Raw genomic sequence first — 14,506 nt, 5'->3', positions numbered from 1 at the left:
AAAGATGCACCTGTCGGTGCCCCTTTCAAGACAGGTTCGGCTGGGCCCGGATTGGACCGGACCCAGCCTTGAATTTTCGGTTCAGGTGCGCGTCAACGCACCCAACACGATCACTTGAGCTCGACCTTGGCGCCAGCAGCTTCAAGGGTTTTCTTGAAGCCTTCGGCGTCGGCTTTCGAGACTTGCTCTTTGACCTTGCCGCCAGCTTCCACGAGGTCCTTGGCTTCTTTCAGGCCCAGACCGGTGATGGTGCGAACTTCTTTGATCACGTTGATCTTGTTCGCGCCGGCGTCGGTCAGGACGACGTCGAATTCGGTCTGCTCTTCGGCCGGAGCGGCAGCAGCGGCAGCCGGGCCAGCGGCCATCATGACGGCGCCACCGGCAGCCGGCTCGATGCCGTACTTGTCTTTCAGGATGGTCTTGAGTTCCTGCGCCTGCAGGAGGGTCAGACCGACGATGTCTTCGGCGAGTTTGTTCAGATCAGCCATTTGCTCATTCCGTTATAAAGATGGGGTCCAACGCTGTGAGGGTTTCTCACGCGGGTAAGGGCGGGACGCAGCTTACGCTGCAGCCTTTTCCTCGATGGTCGACAGGATGCTTGCGATGTTCGAAGCAGGCGCGCCAATCGCACCGGCGATGTTCGAGGCGGGCGCACCGATGCACGACACGATCTGAGCGATGAGCTCTTCGCGCGACGGCATGGAGGCCACGGCTTTCACACCAGCCTGGTCAAGAACGGTATCGCCCATTGCCCCGCCGAGGATCACGAACTTGTCGTTCCCCTTGGCATAGGCTTCGGTGACCTTCGCGGCTGCGACAGGGTCTTCCGAATAGGCGAGCACGGTCATGCCCGTGAGCAGGTCACCCATCTTGACGCCGGGTTTCCCTTCAAGGGCGATCTTGGCGAGCTTGTTCTTGGCAACGCGTACGGACCCGCCAACTTCGCGCATTTTGGCGCGCAGGTCCTGCATCTGTTTAACCGTCATACCCGTGTAGTGAGCGATCACCACAACGCCAGAGCTTTCGAAGATCTGGCCGAGTTCCTCGACCACTTTCTCTTTCTGGGCTCTATCCACAGTTTCACTCCAAGTGTGGGGGTTTCCCCCCGGCTCATTTATCCCCCAAGAAGCGGGGGCGTTCGGGTCCGAATGATGTCCCGAGGCCAATATCGCCCGAGGGAACCCCCCGGAAATTTGTCTCGTTCTCTCATCTCAGGAGGGAAATTAAGCGAAGGCATTTGCCCTGCACCCACCGTCTCGGACGAAATGCGCGGACCAACCGACGAATCGGTCAGACAGCGCAGATTGTGGCTATAGAGGCTAACGCGGCGGTTTCCAAGCCCGGCTTGCAAGTTTTGCAGCGGGTCTGTCCGTTCCTGATTGTGCGGCACAGTTCAGCGCAAAAATCGGGCGGCGTAAAGCCCTGCCGGAACGGGACGGCGGAAAGACGAAGGGCGGCCCTTGCGGACCGCCCCCCGTTTGGCCCGAAGGGCCGGATCAGTTGGCCGTGGCCGAGGACAGGTCGACCGAAACGCCGGGGCCCATCGTGGACGAGAGCGAGACCTTTTTCAGGTAAGCGCCCTTGGCACCCGACGGACGGGCGCGGGTGACGGCATCGACGAAAGCGCGGATGTTCTGCGCCAGTTTCTCGGTGTCGAACGAGACCTTGCCGACGCCGGCGTGGATGACGCCCGCTTTTTCGACCTTGAACTGCACTTCGCCGCCCTTGGCCGCTTCGACAGCGGTTTTCACGTCCATCGTCACGGTGCCGACCTTGGGGTTCGGCATCAGGTTGCGCGGGCCGAGGATCTTGCCGAGACGGCCGACCAGCGGCATCAGGTCCGGCGTCGCGATGCAACGGTCGAACTCGATCTTGCCGGACATGATGGTTTCCATCAGGTCTTCGGCGCCGACGATGTCAGCCCCTGCGGCCTTGGCTTCATCAGCCTTGGCGCCACGGGCGAAGACGGCGACGCGGACGGTTTTACCCGTGCCGTTCGGCAGCTGGACCACGCCGCGGACCATCTGGTCTGCGTGGCGCGGGTCGACGCCGAGGTTCATGGCGATTTCGACGGTCTCGTCGAATTTCGCGGTGGCGCCCTTTTTGATCAGGGCCAGTGCTTCTTCGACCGAGACGTTCATCGCGGTGCCGAAGACTTCTTGCGCAGCTTTGGTGCGCTTGCCGAGCTTTGCCATGGTGTCAGCCCTTCACTTCGATGCCGCAGGACTTCGCCGAACCGAGGATGATCTGCATCGCAGCCTCGATCGAGTTGGCGTTGAGGTCCTTCATCTTCGTTTCAGCGATCTTGCGCACCTGCGCGACCGTCACCGAACCCGCAACTTCGCGGCCGGGCTTGGACGAGCCCTTGGCGCGGTTGCGCTTGCCCACGGGGGGCAGGCCCGCGGCGGCCTTGAGCAGGAAGGAAGCCGGAGCCGTCTTGAATTCGAGGCTGAACGACTTGTCCTGATAGTAGGTGATGATGACGGGCGTGGGCGTGCCCGGCGCGATGTCGGCGGTCTTGGCGTTGAATTCCTTGACGAACGCCATGATGTTCAGGCCGCGCTGGCCCAGTGCCGGACCGACCGGCGGGGACGGGTTGGCTTGACCCGCTTTGACTTGCAGCTTGAGGCTGCCGATAATCTTCTTGGCCATAGGCCATCTCCTTTTTCACAGCACCGGATGGTGCGGTTTAGTGGTCCGGTCCGTCACCCCGTAACAGGGCGCTCGCCTCCCACGCGATGCACTCAGGCCCCTTTGGTGACCTGCGTGAATTCCAGTTCGACCGGCGTTGCGCGGCCGAAGATCGAGACCGAGACTTTCAGGCGGCTGTGGTCTTCGTCGACCTCTTCCACCATGCCGTCGAAGCCCTCGAACGGGCCATCGGTCACTTTGACTTTCTCGCCGATCTCGAAGCGGATCAGGTTGCGGGGTGCAACCTCGCCCTCTTCCACGCGGTTCAGGATCGAGTTCACCTCGGCGTCGCGCATGGGCATCGGCTTGCCCTGCGGGCCAAGGAAGCCCGTGACGCGGTTGATCGAGGAGATGAGGTGGTAGCCGCGGTTGGTCATTTCCATCCGCACCAGAACGTAGCCCGGCATGAAGCGGCGTTCGGACGTCACCTTCTTGCCGCGACGGACTTCGAGCACCTCTTCGGTGGGCACGAGCACTTCGTCGATCTCTTCCTGAAGACCGGCGTCCGCCACGGCTTGCTTGATCTGCTCGGCAACCTTCTTCTCGAAGTTCGAGAGAACGCTTACCGAATACCAGCGCTTGGCCATGCTTCGTCCCTTACGTTTCGGGGCAAGTGCCCCCTGCAATTCTTGGTGTTTCCGGAACAAAAAACAGCGCGCAACACGAATCGCTGCGCGCCGGATGTTCCACGAACAGGGGGCGAATACAGGCCCGGCCCCCCGATTTCAAGGAGAAACGGCGGTTTCGCCCTTAGCCGAGGATCAACCGCAAGCCGAAACGGATGGCCATGTCGACGAGGCTGAAGAAGGTCGCGGTCAGCGCGGCCATGATGAAGACCATGATCGTGGTCAGCACGACTTCGCGGCGCGAGGGCCAGACGACCTTGCCGACTTCGGTGCGGACCTGCTGGAGGAACTGGAAGGGGGTGGTCTTGCTTGCCATTGGGTCCGGTCCGGTGGGAGGGATAGATCAGCGCCCCAGATATCTGCTGCGGCGCGGGAATTCAAGCACGCTGGGCGGGGGCGCGGGTCAGCGCAGGTGGCCCCGTTCGGCGCGGCGGTTTTCGGCGCGGCGTTGCAGCACCAGCACGAGAATGGCGAGGAGCGCGATCCAGACCGTGACGGGCAGCATGCGCAGCGTTCCGGCAAGACCGATGGATTGCGGGCCGAGCAGCAAAAGCACGCCCTGGGCCAGAAGGTCGCCCGGAAGTGCCGCGAGGCTGTCGAGGCCAAGGCCCTGTGCCGCATGACCCGTGCGGGCCAGAAGGCCGGTCAGGTCGGCCCCGAGCAGATGGGAGGCCACGCGTTCCGACAAGAGCCGCTGCGGCACGAGACCTGCGGCGCCACCGGCCACGATCAGCCCGACCCAGAGCCACGGGCCACGGCTGTCGGTTCTGCCGCGATGCAGCTGCGCTTCGAGCCGCTGGCGGCGCTGGCGCAATTCCGACCGGCGGGCGGCGAGGGTGGCCCAGTGCATCCCCTCGGGCGCGGTATCGGCCGAGGCGACGGCCATCTTCTCGACCTGCGCGTCAAGCTGCGACAGGCCGCGCAGGACATGGCGCGCGTGGTTCAGGCGCAGGGCCTGCGCGACCTGCACGGCCATGAAGGCGAGAAACAGCGAAAAGCAGACCGCCGGAACCGCATAGTCCAACGGCGAGGGCGCAAGACCTGCGGCGCGCCCGTCGTAGAAGGGGCGGATGAAGGGCATATCGGCGGCAAGGGGGCGATGCGCATCGGCGGCAGCGGCTTCGGCCTGCCGGATCCAGATCGGGGTGGAAAGCGTGCCGTTCAGCGCGATGACCGGACCGCCGCCCTGCGCGGTGCCGAGGGTGGCTTGCGCGATCAGGCTTTCGGCGGCGGCGAGGTCGGAGGGGGGCACCAGAAGGGCGGCCTGCGGCGCGGCGGTCGGCCGCGCGGGATCGGCAAGAAGGTAAAGCCTGCCGTTGCCGACGGGAAGGGCCACATCGACGGCGGCGGCGATGGCGGCGCGCAGGTTCACTTCGGCCAAGGGCGGAGTATCGGGGGGAAGCGCGCCCAAGGGGATGAGGTCCGGGGGCGGCGCGTCAAGTGCCGCGCTGCGGGCGGCGTGGTGCTGGCGGGCCAGAGACAGAGCGCCGAGCGACAGGGAAAGAAGGGCAAGGGCCAGAAGGGCTGCGAAAAACCGGCCCAGGGCAAGGCGGAAAAGGGACATGGGATCACTCGCACAGACACAAGACAGACGTCGGATAAAAGACCGCTGCGCCCGAAACGCGGCGCATGGGGTCAAGTGGCGGGGTCAATTATGGCTTTTTGACGGCAAGGCCCGCTTTCACCCCCGAAATCACACGGCGGGGGGAAAGATGGCAGGAGTTGGGGGACTCGAACCCACGACCCTCGGTTTTGGAGACCGATGCTCTACCAACTGAGCTAAACTCCTAGGCCTGAGGGCGAGTTACGGCATGGGCGGGGGGAAATCAAGGGGCGAATGGGCGCTTGGCGCGGGGAAAATGGCGGTCTATTGCGGGGGCTGCATTTTCCTTCGGAAGGCCCCTGCCCCATGATCCCCGCCCGCTATTCGCAAATCCTGTTCGGCTTCATCCTGTCGGGGCTGATGTCCTGCATCGTGTCGGGATTGTCGACCTTTCGCGCCCTCGGGCTTGGCCCCGATTTTCCCGCGCTTTGGGCGGGAAACTGGGCGGTGTCATGGGCGCTGGCCTTTCCGACCGTGCTGGTCGTAGCGCCGATCGCGCGGCGCATCGTCGGGCGGCTGACGGCCTGAAAGCAAAACGCGCAGGGGTTGCCCCCTGCGCGTTCCGTTCGGTCCGACCGGATCAGACGGTCACTCGATGATTTTCGAGACGACGCCTGCGCCGACGGTGCGGCCGCCTTCACGGATGGCGAAGCGGAGCTTCTCTTCCATCGCGATCGGGGCGATCAGTTCGACGTTGAACTTCAGGTTGTCGCCCGGCATCACCATCTCGGTGCCTTCCGGCAGTTGCACGGTCCCGGTCACGTCGGTCGTGCGGAAGTAGAACTGCGGACGGTAGTTGGCGAAGAACGGGGTGTGGCGGCCGCCTTCTTCCTTGGTCAGGATGTAGGCTTCGGCTTCGAACTTCGTGTGCGGGTTCACCGACTTCGGCTTGCACAGCACCTGGCCGCGCTCGACGCCTTCGCGGTCGATGCCGCGCAGCAGCACGCCGACGTTGTCGCCGGCTTCACCGCGGTCAAGCAGCTTGCGGAACATCTCGACGCCCGTGCAGGTCGATTTCTTCGTGTCGCGGATGCCGACGATTTCGACTTCGTCGCCGACGTTGATCACGCCACGCTCGATGCGGCCCGTCACAACCGTGCCACGGCCCGAGATCGAGAACACGTCTTCGATCGGCATCAGGAAGGGCTGGTCGATCGCACGCGCCGGCGTCGGGATGTAGGAGTCGACCGCCGCCAGAAGCGCGCGGATCGAGTCTTCACCGATGTCCTTGCGCTCGCCGATCATCGCCTGGTGGGCCGAGCCCTTGATGATCGGGATATCGTCGCCCGGGTATTCGTAGGACGAGAACAGCTCGCGCAGTTCCATTTCCACGAGTTCGATCAGTTCCGCGTCATCAACAAGGTCGACCTTGTTCATGTAGCAGACCATGTAGGGGATACCCACCTGGCGGCCGAGCAGGATGTGCTCGCGCGTTTGCGGCATCGGGCCGTCGGACGCGGCGCAGACGAGGATCGCGCCGTCCATCTGGGCGGCGCCCGTGATCATGTTCTTCACATAGTCGGCGTGGCCGGGGCAGTCGACGTGCGCGTAGTGACGGTTCTCGGTCTCGTATTCAACGTGCGCCGTCGAGATCGTGATCCCGCGCGCGCGCTCTTCCGGGGCGCCGTCGATCTGGTCGTAAGCGCGGAATTCGCCGAAGTACTTGGTGATCGCCGCCGTCAGCGTCGTCTTGCCGTGGTCAACGTGGCCGATCGTGCCGATGTTGACGTGCGGTTTGGTCCGTTCAAACTTTGCCTTTGCCATGGTCGGGCCTCGAATTTGGGGGGCCGATGTGGCCCTGTGCTACACGGGCGGCGACTTATGCCGCCGCAAGGGGAAAATCAAGCCGAAAGGCGCAATGACGCGGGGGCGCGGTTCAGCCCGCCGGAGCGGGAACGACCGGCCGCACCGGCGGGCGGGCCGAGGGGTCGGCTGCGGGCAGCGGCGGGGCGTCCATGTCGAACTTGGGCGCGGTGCGCGGCCCCGAGGGACGATAGCCGGGCGGAAGGCCGAACCATTCGGGATTGTCGAGCAACCATTCCTCGACCTTCTTCACGGCGTTGTAGGACAGGGCTTCCATCTGCTGCTTCTTGTTGCGCGTCAGGCCCGTGCCGATCACGGTCTCGCCCGAGAGGCTTTCGAAAACGGTGATCTGCTTGCCCTCGACGTTCAGTTTGGTCTGGGCGGCGTCGTCCCAGATGTTGGCCGTGATGACCAGCACCGATTTCGGCGCGGCGACGACGGGAATGCCCGGAGGCGCAAGCGCGTAGCCGTCGACGGAAATGCCGATGTTGTAGAGTTTGCTGCCCGAGTAGCGCCCGAAACGGTCGGAGACGGCCTGTTTCATCGCGGTCTCCCATTCGTCGGGGGTCGCGTTGCGCGAGATCGGCACTTTCTGCACGTTGTCGGCCACGACGATGTTCAGCCCGAGGGCGAAGTTGCCCAAGGGGGCCGGAGGATCCTTGAGGTCGTTCTTCTGGCAGGCCGCGGTCAGGGCAAGGCCAAGGCAGAGGGCCGTCAGACGGAGTGCGCGCATGGATTTTCCGGTTCCTGTGTGGGGGGCCGAGCAAGAGCCCGCTGGTCTGGATAGCCGCAGCCGCCCCGTCGCGCAATCGTGGCCTTTCCGAAAGGGGGGCAGCGCCTATCTTACAGGGAACGGAAATGAGGTTCACATGCTCGACTCGCCCGACATTCTGCCTGTGCGCGTGCCCTTGGCGACCGAGCCTTTGGGCGTGTTCGGAACCCTGCGGGCAGGGCGGCGGAACGTGCTGGAGCTGATCCCCGAAATCGCCACCCATGCGCCGATCATCTCGGGGGTGACGGGCAAACGGTGGCATATGGTGATGGACCCCGAGGCGCTGAAGCGGATCCTGCGCGACAAGGTCGAGGAGTATCCGAAGTCGGATGTGACCAAGCTGATTCTGGAGCCCGGCATCGGCAAGTCGATGTTCGTGGCCGAGGGGCAGGAATGGCTGTGGCAGCGGCGGACGGCGGCGCCCGTGTTCAGCCATCGCAACGTGGCGGCGCTGGCCCCCGTGATGACGGCGGCGGCGACGCGGGCGGTGGCGCGGATCGGCGGCACGGTGGGCCGCGCGGTCGATGTGTTCGACGAGATGGTGACCGCGACCTTCGAGGTGATTTCGGATGTGACCTTTTCGGGCGGGGGCGGGTTTGACCGTGACGCGATCCACAAATCCATCGAGAGCTACATTTCGCAGACGGCGAAAGTGTCGTTTCTGGATGTGATCGGCGCGCCGACATGGCTGCCGCGCCCGTCGCGGATGCTGTCGCAGAGCGGTGTGCGCGAGATGAAGCGGGTGGCCGATGGCGCAATCGAGCGGCGCAAGGCCGAGGGCGGGCCGGAGATTCCGGACCTGCTGGACCTGATGATGGAGGGCGCGGACCCCAAGAGCGGCCGCCGGATGACGACGGCCGAGCTGCGCGACAACCTGCTGACCTTTATCGTCGCGGGGCACGAGACGACCGCGCTGACGTTGGCATGGTCGCTTTACCTGTGCGCCTTTGACCAAACCGTGCAAGAGCGGGCGCGGGCCGAGGCGCGGGGCGTGCTGGGAGATCGGGCGGCGGTGGCGGCGGATGTGGCCGCCCTGCCCTATATCCGGCAAGTGGTGGACGAGGCGTTGCGGATGTATCCGCCCGCCGCCTTCCTGTCGCGCACGGCGCGGGCGGCAGACGAGCTGTGCGGGCGCGAGGTGCGGCGCGGGGATACGGTGATCTTGCCCATCTATGCGCTGCATCGCCACCACAAGCTGTGGCCCGACCCCGACCGCTTCGACCCCGACCGTTTTGCCGGCGGCTACAAGGGCGAGCGCTTCGCCTATCTGCCCTTCGGCGACGGGCCGCGCATCTGCATCGGGGCGAATTTCGCGCTGCAAGAGGCGGTAATCATCCTTGCGACGCTGCTGGCGCGGTTCCGTTTCGACCCCGTGCGCGGTCGCGATCCGAAGCCCGTCATGATCCTGACGCTACGGCCCGAAGGCGGGGTCTGGTTGCAGGCGACGCCCGTGTGACTGTGTCACATCCTTGCCACGTGCACTTGACTTGGCGCGCGGGAACTTTCGGATAGGTTGTGCTTGTTGCACTTTTGTATAGGAATATCGATACCGCCCAACGGCGGCCGTAAAGAGTATGTGTCGTACGAGTGCGCGTCCCGGAGCCATGCCCTTGGTTCCGGGCGTTTCGTTTCGGGGCGTTTCGTTGTTGGGGGTCGCCCGTCAGGTAAAGCGGTTGTCGCGCGGGAAGCCGCGCGGGGCCATCTTGCCCGAACCGGCGCGGGGGCCTTGCCAGTCGGTCAGGACGGTTTCGGTGCGGGTGCGGCCTGCGGGGTCTTTCCATGACAGGCCATCGGCCAGCGTGAAGGTGATGGCGTCCGACAGGCCACCGTCCTTGTATTTCTGGAGCCGGACACCCTTGCCCTTGGCCATTTCGGGCAGTTCCGCCAAGGGGAAGATCAGAACCTTGCGGTTGTCGCCCACCACGGCGACGGTATCGCCCGTGACGCGGCGGCACAGCGCGGTCTTGACGCCATCGCGCAGGGTCAGAACCGCCTTGCCCGCGCGGGTCTGGGCCAGAACCTCTTCAGAGGGGACGATGAAACCGTCGCCCGCCGTCGAGGCCACCAGCAGCTTCTCGCCGGAGCGGAAGATCATCAGATCGGTGATTTCGCATTCGTTGGGCAGGTCGACCATCAGGCGCACAGGTTCGCCCATGCCGCGCCCGCCGGGAAGGTTCGCGCCGAGGAGCGTGTAAAAGCGCCCGTTCGAGCCGATAAGCAGGATCTTGTCGGTGGTTTCGGCGTGGAACAGGAAGCGGCCTTCGTCGCCGTCCTTGAATTTCACATCGGAATCCAGCGCGACATGGCCTTTCATGGCGCGGATCCAGCCCATTTTCGAACATATGACGGTGATCGGCTCGCGGTCGATCATCGCCTCGAAGGGGACTTCCTCGACATCGCCCATGTCGGCAAAGAGGGTCCGGCGGGCGCCGCCGGGGGCGTCCTTGCCGAATTTCTTGCGGATGTCCTCGAGTTCCTCGCCGATGCGCTTCCACTGGCGGCGGTCGCTTTCCAGAAGGTCGGCCAGATCGGCGCGTTCCTTCATCAGCGTGTCGCGTTCGCGGTTCAGCTCGATCTCTTCGAGACGCCGCAAGGACCGCAGGCGCATGTTCAGGATCGACTCGGCCTGCAGTTCGGTCAGCTCGCCCTCGGCTGCGGCGGGGGGGACATAGTCTTTTTCCGACATGGCCCGCTTGTGCGGCTTGCCCCAGTCTTCGGCCATGAGCGCGGCCTTGGGATCTTCGTCGTAGCGGATGATGTCGATCACGCGGTCAAGGTTCAGATAGGCGATGATAAGCCCTTCGAGCACCTCGAGCCGGTGGTCGATCTTTTCGACGCGGTGTTCGGAGCGGCGTTTCAGCACGTCGCGGCGGTGGTCGAGGAAGGCGCGCAGCACCTCTTTGAGCGAGCAGACCTTGGGCACCTTGCCGTCGATCAGCACGTTCATGTTGAGCGCGAAACGGGTCTCGAGATCGGTGTTGCGGAACAGCATCTGCATCAGCATCTCGGGTTCGACCGTGCGGGTGCGCGGTTCGAGGATGATGCGGACATCGTCGGCGGATTCGTCACGGACATCGGCGAGGATCGGAACCTTCTTGGTCTGGATCACCTCGGCCAGTTTTTCGATCAGCTTGGATTTCGCGACCTGATAGGGAATTTCGGTGACGACGATCTGCCACATGCCGCGACCGAGATCCTCGACCTCCCATTTCGCACGCAGGCGGAAGGATCCGCGCCCCGTGCGATAGGCTTCGAGGATATTCTCGCGCGGTTCGACCAGCACGCCGCCGGTCGGGAAATCGGGGCCGGGAACGAGGGCGACGATGGCGCTGTCGGACAGATCGGGGTCTTTCAGCATCGCCTGACAGGCCGACACCAGTTCGTCGAGGTTGTGCGGCGGGATGTTCGTGGCCATGCCGACCGCGATGCCCGACGAGCCGTTGGCCAGCAGGTTCGGGAAGGACGCGGGCATGACCACGGGTTCTTCCAGCGTGCCGTCGTAATTGGGGCGGAAGTCGACCGCGTTCTCGGCCAGACCCTCCATCAGGGTTTCGGCGATCGCGGTCAGGCGGGCTTCGGTGTAGCGCGAGGCGGCCGGATTGTCGCCGTCGATGTTGCCGAAGTTGCCCTGCCCGTCGACCAGCGGGTAGCGGACGTTGAAGTCCTGCGCCAGACGGGCCATCGCGTCATAGATCGCGGCGTCGCCATGCGGGTGGTAGTTGCCCATGACGTCGCCGGAAATCTTGGCCGATTTGCGAAAGCCCCCCGTCGCGGACAGCCGCAATTCGCGCATCGCATAGAGGATGCGGCGGTGAACCGGTTTCAGCCCGTCGCGCGCATCGGGAAGCGCGCGGTGCATGATGGTGGACAGCGCATAGGTCAGATACCGCTCGCCGATGGCGCGGGACAGCGGTTCGGACAGGGTAACGGACTGAGTATTGGGGTCTTCGGGCAATTCTGACATGGATGTTGTGTAATTCGCCGCAGCGGTCCGGTCCAGCCGGAAATGGGGACGCCTGCCGCAAGGGCGGGAATCGTTGACGCGATGGCACGGGGCCGTGCTATTCAACGCGCGGTAGCCGGTTTCGGGGTAAGAGTCGTGTTCAAGTTGTTGGTGTCGCTGTGTCTGGCGCTGTATTGCGGCATGGTGATCTGGGGCGATGGCCCCGCGCGGAAAACTTCGGCGGTCGCGCCCGTGGTCATGGCCGCGCAAGGACGCGAAAGCGGCATCCGCGTCTTGCCCGCGCCGAAGCGCCCCGTGCGGATCGGCCCGCAGGTGACCGAAGCCGCGGGGCATGGCGGGGCGGTGCCTGCCGCAAAAAATTTGCCCGCGCGCGTCACGGCGAACGAAAGGCTGGCGGCGCTGGTGCTGGCGACGCTTGACCGCCACAAGACCGCGATGGCGCCCGCCGAACCTGCCAACCTCGCGCGGCGCTGGGTTACGGCCAATACCGCCAATGTCCGCTCTGGCCCGAACAAGCGCAGCGCCCTTGCCGGCAAGATCGGTCGCGGGGGCGAAGTCTGGGTGCTGTGGTCCGAGCCGAACGGCTGGGTGCGCCTGCGCGCCGCCGATGGCACCGTTGCGGGCTTTGTCCACAAGTCGCTTTTGACCGATGCACCCCCTGCGGAAACGCGACTGGCCACGGCCGGATGACGGGGCCGGATGACGGGGCCAAATGACGGGGCCAAATGACGGGGCCAAATGACGGGGCCGGGATTTGCCAAGCGCCGCCCCAGCGCCTAAGAAAGCCTGTCGCGTTTCGCGGGGAGAGTTTGCTATGCGGTCGATCCTGATTACGGGCTGTTCCTCGGGCATCGGGCTGGATGCGGCCTTGGGGATGCGGGCGCGGGGCTGGCGCGTCTTTGCCACCTGCCGGCAAGAGGCCGATTGCGACAGGCTGCGCGGCGAGGGGTTCGAGAGTTTCCGGCTGGACTATGCCGACGAGGCCAGCATCGAGACCGCATTGGCCGAAGTGCTGGACCGCACGGGCGGCACGCTTGACGCGCTGTTCAACAACGGGGCCTATGCCGTGCCCGGTGCCGTCGAGGATTTGCCGCGCGGCGCCTTGCGCGAGATTTTCGAGGTGAACCTGTTCGGCTGGCACGACCTGACGCGGCGCGTCATTCCGGTGATGCGGGCGCAGGGGCATGGGCGGATCGTGCAATGCTCGTCGGTTCTGGGCATCGTGGGGGCAGCCTGGCGCGGGGCCTATGTGGCGACGAAATTCGGCCTCGAGGGGCTGACCGATGTGCTGCGGATGGAACTGGCCGGAACCGGGATCGCGGTGGCGCTGATCGAGCCGGGCCCCATCGGGACGAAATTCCGCCAGAACGCCATCCCGCATTTCGAGAAATGGATCGACTGGGAGGCGTCGGCCCGCCGTGCCGATTACGAAAGGCTGCGCGACCGGCTTTACAACAGGCGCGGGCCGGATGCCTTTGAGCTTGCGCCAAGTGCGGTGACCGAAAAGCTGGTGCATGCGGTGGAAAGCGCGCGGCCAAGGGCGCGCTATTACGTCACCACGCCGACGCATATCGCGGGGCTGTTGCGCCGCATTCTGCCGACATGGGCGCTTGACCTTGTGATCGCGCGGAACGGCTAGGGCGTCGGGGAAAAGATTTCTCGTTTTCCCCTTTCGCTTTTTGCCCGATCCCCCCTAGATCACGCCCAGAGAGATTACGGAAAGGATCACTGCCATGTCGGGCGACCCGTTGTTCATTCTCGCCTCGGTTTCGGCGCTTGTCGTGCTGGCGATCCTGATGTTCGGCATCGGCAGCTTCGCCAAAGGGGGCGAGTTCAACCGCAGGAATGCCAACAAGCTGATGCGCTACCGGATCATCGCGCAGGCGGTGGCGGTGGCGGTGATCGTGGCTTTTGCCTATTTCCACGGGGGTCGCTGATGGTCGTTCTGTCGAAGATCTACACCAAGACGGGTGACGCGGGCGAAACCGCGCTGGGCAACGGCGCGCGGGTCGCAAAACACTCGCTGCGGGTTTCGGCCTACGGGACGGTGGACGAAACCAATGCCACCGTCGGTCTGGCGCGGCAATTCGCGGAAGGCGAGATCGAACTTGCGCTGGCGCGGGTGTCGAACGATCTGTTCGATCTGGGGGCCGACCTTTGCACGCCCGACATGCATCTTGACGCGCAGTTGCCCTATACGCCCTTGCGGATGCAAGAGGCGCAGGTGCTGCGGCTGGAGCGCGAGATCGACGCGATGAACACGCGGCTGACGCCGCTGCGGTCGTTCATCCTGCCGGGCGGGTCGCGGTTGGCCGCGCAGATGCACCTGTGCCGCACCGTCTGCCGCCGCGCCGAGCGGCTGGTGGTCGAGACGGCGACGATGGAATCGGTCAACCCCGAGGCGGTCAAATACCTCAACCGGCTGTCGGACTGGTTCTTCGTCGCAGGCCGGATCGCCAACAACGACGGCAAGGATGATGTCCTTTGGGTGCCCGGACTGACCCGCGAGGGGTGAACGGCCGGTAGAACGCGACGTAGCGCCGCGATTTGCTGTCGCATTTGGTCTGTTGTCTGCCCGCGCGATTCATTACTTAGGCCGCGAGAGCTTGAATAGGCCCCGCGCGGGCCCGAACAGGGAGATTTCCGCATGAAGGTTCTGGTGCCTGTCAAACGGGTGATCGACTACAACGTGAAGGTCCGTGTTAAGGCGGACGGATCGGGGGTCGATCTGGCGAATGTGAAGATGTCGATGAACCCCTTTGACGAGATTGCCGTGGAAGAGGCGATTCGTCTGCGCGAGAAGGGGATCGCGACCGAGGTTGTCGTGGTCTCGATCGGCGTGAAGCAGTCGCAGGAGACCTTGCGGACCGCGCTGGCGATGGGTGCCGACCGTGCCATCCTGATCGAGGCGGCGGCGGACGTGCATACCGACATCGAACCCCTTTCCGTGGCCAAGCTGCTGGCGGCCGTGGTCAAGGAAGAGGGTCCGGGTCTGGTGCTTTGCGGCAAGCAGGCCATCGACAATGACATGAACGCCACGGGGCAGA

General features: G+C 64.6%; 17 protein-coding genes and 1 tRNA gene. 7 read left to right on the top strand and 11 right to left on the bottom strand.

The genetic code is table 11. The annotated features are described in order from the left end of the window. Positions 1 to 110 precede the first annotated feature (110 nt). From rplL to H7F16_RS15565, 8 genes are all read right to left on the bottom strand, one after another. Positions 111 to 488, bottom strand: a complete 378-nt coding sequence (gene rplL / locus H7F16_RS15600; protein ID WP_185798567.1) for a 50S ribosomal protein L7/L12 — start codon at positions 486 to 488, stop codon at positions 111 to 113. A gap of 72 nt (positions 489 to 560) precedes the next feature. Beyond that, a complete protein-coding gene (gene rplJ / locus H7F16_RS15595) occupies positions 561 to 1,076 on the bottom strand; it encodes a 50S ribosomal protein L10 (RefSeq protein WP_185798566.1) in 516 nt (171 codons plus the stop codon). Positions 1,077 to 1,496: 420 nt separating this feature from the next. Continuing rightward, complete coding sequence (gene rplA / locus H7F16_RS15590) at positions 1,497 to 2,195, bottom strand: 50S ribosomal protein L1 (RefSeq protein ID WP_185798565.1); 699 nt, start codon at positions 2,193 to 2,195, stop codon at positions 1,497 to 1,499. Positions 2,196 to 2,199: 4 nt separating this feature from the next. After that, positions 2,200 to 2,652, bottom strand: a complete 453-nt coding sequence (gene rplK, locus H7F16_RS15585) for a 50S ribosomal protein L11 (protein ID WP_185798564.1) — start codon at positions 2,650 to 2,652, stop codon at positions 2,200 to 2,202. Between the two features lie 92 nt (positions 2,653 to 2,744). After that, the gene (nusG, locus tag H7F16_RS15580) at positions 2,745 to 3,278 is read right to left on the bottom strand and encodes a transcription termination/antitermination protein NusG (protein ID WP_185798563.1); all 534 of its coding nucleotides are present in this window, start codon (positions 3,276 to 3,278) and stop codon (positions 2,745 to 2,747) included. Positions 3,279 to 3,441: 163 nt separating this feature from the next. Then, positions 3,442 to 3,633 carry a preprotein translocase subunit SecE gene (gene secE, locus H7F16_RS15575; RefSeq protein WP_185798562.1) on the bottom strand — a complete coding sequence of 64 codons (192 nt, stop codon included), beginning with the start codon at positions 3,631 to 3,633 and terminating at the stop codon, positions 3,442 to 3,444. A gap of 87 nt (positions 3,634 to 3,720) precedes the next feature. Next, complete coding sequence (locus tag H7F16_RS15570; RefSeq protein WP_185798561.1) at positions 3,721 to 4,881, bottom strand: hypothetical protein; 1,161 nt, start codon at positions 4,879 to 4,881, stop codon at positions 3,721 to 3,723. 149 nt (positions 4,882 to 5,030) lie between these two features. Next, positions 5,031 to 5,106, bottom strand: a tRNA-Trp gene (locus H7F16_RS15565). Between the two features lie 120 nt (positions 5,107 to 5,226). Between H7F16_RS15565 and H7F16_RS15560 the strand changes: the two genes are divergently transcribed. Then, positions 5,227 to 5,448: a DUF2798 domain-containing protein gene (locus H7F16_RS15560; protein ID WP_185798560.1), complete on the top strand. Its 222-nt coding sequence runs from the start codon at positions 5,227 to 5,229 to the stop codon at positions 5,446 to 5,448. A gap of 60 nt (positions 5,449 to 5,508) precedes the next feature. Here H7F16_RS15560 and tuf read toward each other — a convergent pair whose 3' ends face one another. Together tuf and H7F16_RS15550 are read right to left on the bottom strand one after the other, a co-directional pair. Further along, complete coding sequence (gene tuf / locus H7F16_RS15555; RefSeq protein ID WP_185798559.1) at positions 5,509 to 6,684, bottom strand: elongation factor Tu; 1,176 nt, start codon at positions 6,682 to 6,684, stop codon at positions 5,509 to 5,511. 112 nt (positions 6,685 to 6,796) lie between these two features. After that, positions 6,797 to 7,456 (bottom strand): hypothetical protein, encoded by a 660-nt coding sequence (locus tag H7F16_RS15550; RefSeq protein WP_185798558.1) that lies wholly within the window; start codon positions 7,454 to 7,456, stop codon positions 6,797 to 6,799. Between the two features lie 136 nt (positions 7,457 to 7,592). Between H7F16_RS15550 and H7F16_RS15545 the strand changes: the two genes are divergently transcribed. Beyond that, positions 7,593 to 8,951, top strand: coding sequence for a cytochrome P450 (locus tag H7F16_RS15545; RefSeq protein ID WP_185798557.1), 1,359 nt, complete (start codon positions 7,593 to 7,595; stop codon positions 8,949 to 8,951). Between the two features lie 204 nt (positions 8,952 to 9,155). Here the strand turns inward: H7F16_RS15545 and H7F16_RS15540 are convergent, their stop codons facing one another. After that, positions 9,156 to 11,459: a DNA topoisomerase IV subunit A gene (locus H7F16_RS15540; protein WP_185798556.1), complete on the bottom strand. Its 2,304-nt coding sequence runs from the start codon at positions 11,457 to 11,459 to the stop codon at positions 9,156 to 9,158. A 135-nt stretch (positions 11,460 to 11,594) separates the two neighbouring features. Here H7F16_RS15540 and H7F16_RS15535 point away from each other — a divergent pair, with 135 nt between their 5' ends. The 5 genes from H7F16_RS15535 to H7F16_RS15515 all read left to right on the top strand — a co-directional run. Next, positions 11,595 to 12,149, top strand: a complete 555-nt coding sequence (locus tag H7F16_RS15535; RefSeq protein ID WP_185798555.1) for an SH3 domain-containing protein — start codon at positions 11,595 to 11,597, stop codon at positions 12,147 to 12,149. A gap of 124 nt (positions 12,150 to 12,273) precedes the next feature. After that, complete coding sequence (locus H7F16_RS15530; protein WP_185798554.1) at positions 12,274 to 13,098, top strand: SDR family oxidoreductase; 825 nt, start codon at positions 12,274 to 12,276, stop codon at positions 13,096 to 13,098. Between the two features lie 94 nt (positions 13,099 to 13,192). Beyond that, complete coding sequence (locus tag H7F16_RS15525; RefSeq protein ID WP_185798553.1) at positions 13,193 to 13,396, top strand: twin transmembrane helix small protein; 204 nt, start codon at positions 13,193 to 13,195, stop codon at positions 13,394 to 13,396. Beyond that, on the top strand, positions 13,396 to 13,974 hold the full coding sequence (locus tag H7F16_RS15520) for a cob(I)yrinic acid a,c-diamide adenosyltransferase (protein WP_185798552.1): 579 nt from the start codon (positions 13,396 to 13,398) through the stop codon (positions 13,972 to 13,974). Before H7F16_RS15525 ends, H7F16_RS15520 begins: the two co-directional genes overlap by 1 nt. 132 nt (positions 13,975 to 14,106) lie before the next feature. Beyond that, on the top strand, positions 14,107 to 14,506 hold a 400-nt coding region (locus tag H7F16_RS15515; RefSeq protein ID WP_185798551.1), incomplete at its 3' end, for an electron transfer flavoprotein subunit beta/FixA family protein.

The sequence above is a fragment of the Paragemmobacter straminiformis genome, assembly GCF_014243445.1.
GTDB classification, from domain to species: domain Bacteria; phylum Pseudomonadota; class Alphaproteobacteria; order Rhodobacterales; family Rhodobacteraceae; genus Paragemmobacter; species Paragemmobacter straminiformis.
Note: the sequence above shows the minus strand (reverse complement) of the source record. Positions and strands in the feature narration are given on the sequence as shown.

What these genes read in the sequence shown, in the direction of transcription:
- rplL (WP_185798567.1), bottom strand. Translation starts at nt 488, where the DNA reads ATGGCTGATCTGAACAAACTCGCCGAAGACATCGTCGGTCTGACCCTC.
- rplA (WP_185798565.1), bottom strand. Translation starts at nt 2,195, where the DNA reads ATGGCAAAGCTCGGCAAGCGCACCAAAGCTGCGCAAGAAGTCTTCGGC.
- rplK (WP_185798564.1), bottom strand. Translation starts at nt 2,652, where the DNA reads ATGGCCAAGAAGATTATCGGCAGCCTCAAGCTGCAAGTCAAAGCGGGT.
- nusG (WP_185798563.1), bottom strand. Translation starts at nt 3,278, where the DNA reads ATGGCCAAGCGCTGGTATTCGGTAAGCGTTCTCTCGAACTTCGAGAAG.
- secE (WP_185798562.1), bottom strand. Translation starts at nt 3,633, where the DNA reads ATGGCAAGCAAGACCACCCCCTTCCAGTTCCTCCAGCAGGTCCGCACC.
- H7F16_RS15570 (WP_185798561.1), bottom strand. Translation starts at nt 4,881, where the DNA reads ATGTCCCTTTTCCGCCTTGCCCTGGGCCGGTTTTTCGCAGCCCTTCTG.
- H7F16_RS15560 (WP_185798560.1), top strand. Translation starts at nt 5,227, where the DNA reads ATGATCCCCGCCCGCTATTCGCAAATCCTGTTCGGCTTCATCCTGTCG.
- tuf (WP_185798559.1), bottom strand. Translation starts at nt 6,684, where the DNA reads ATGGCAAAGGCAAAGTTTGAACGGACCAAACCGCACGTCAACATCGGC.
- H7F16_RS15550 (WP_185798558.1), bottom strand. Translation starts at nt 7,456, where the DNA reads ATGCGCGCACTCCGTCTGACGGCCCTCTGCCTTGGCCTTGCCCTGACC.
- H7F16_RS15545 (WP_185798557.1), top strand. Translation starts at nt 7,593, where the DNA reads ATGCTCGACTCGCCCGACATTCTGCCTGTGCGCGTGCCCTTGGCGACC.
- H7F16_RS15540 (WP_185798556.1), bottom strand. Translation starts at nt 11,459, where the DNA reads ATGTCAGAATTGCCCGAAGACCCCAATACTCAGTCCGTTACCCTGTCC.
- H7F16_RS15530 (WP_185798554.1), top strand. Translation starts at nt 12,274, where the DNA reads ATGCGGTCGATCCTGATTACGGGCTGTTCCTCGGGCATCGGGCTGGAT.
- H7F16_RS15525 (WP_185798553.1), top strand. Translation starts at nt 13,193, where the DNA reads ATGTCGGGCGACCCGTTGTTCATTCTCGCCTCGGTTTCGGCGCTTGTC.
- H7F16_RS15520 (WP_185798552.1), top strand. Translation starts at nt 13,396, where the DNA reads ATGGTCGTTCTGTCGAAGATCTACACCAAGACGGGTGACGCGGGCGAA.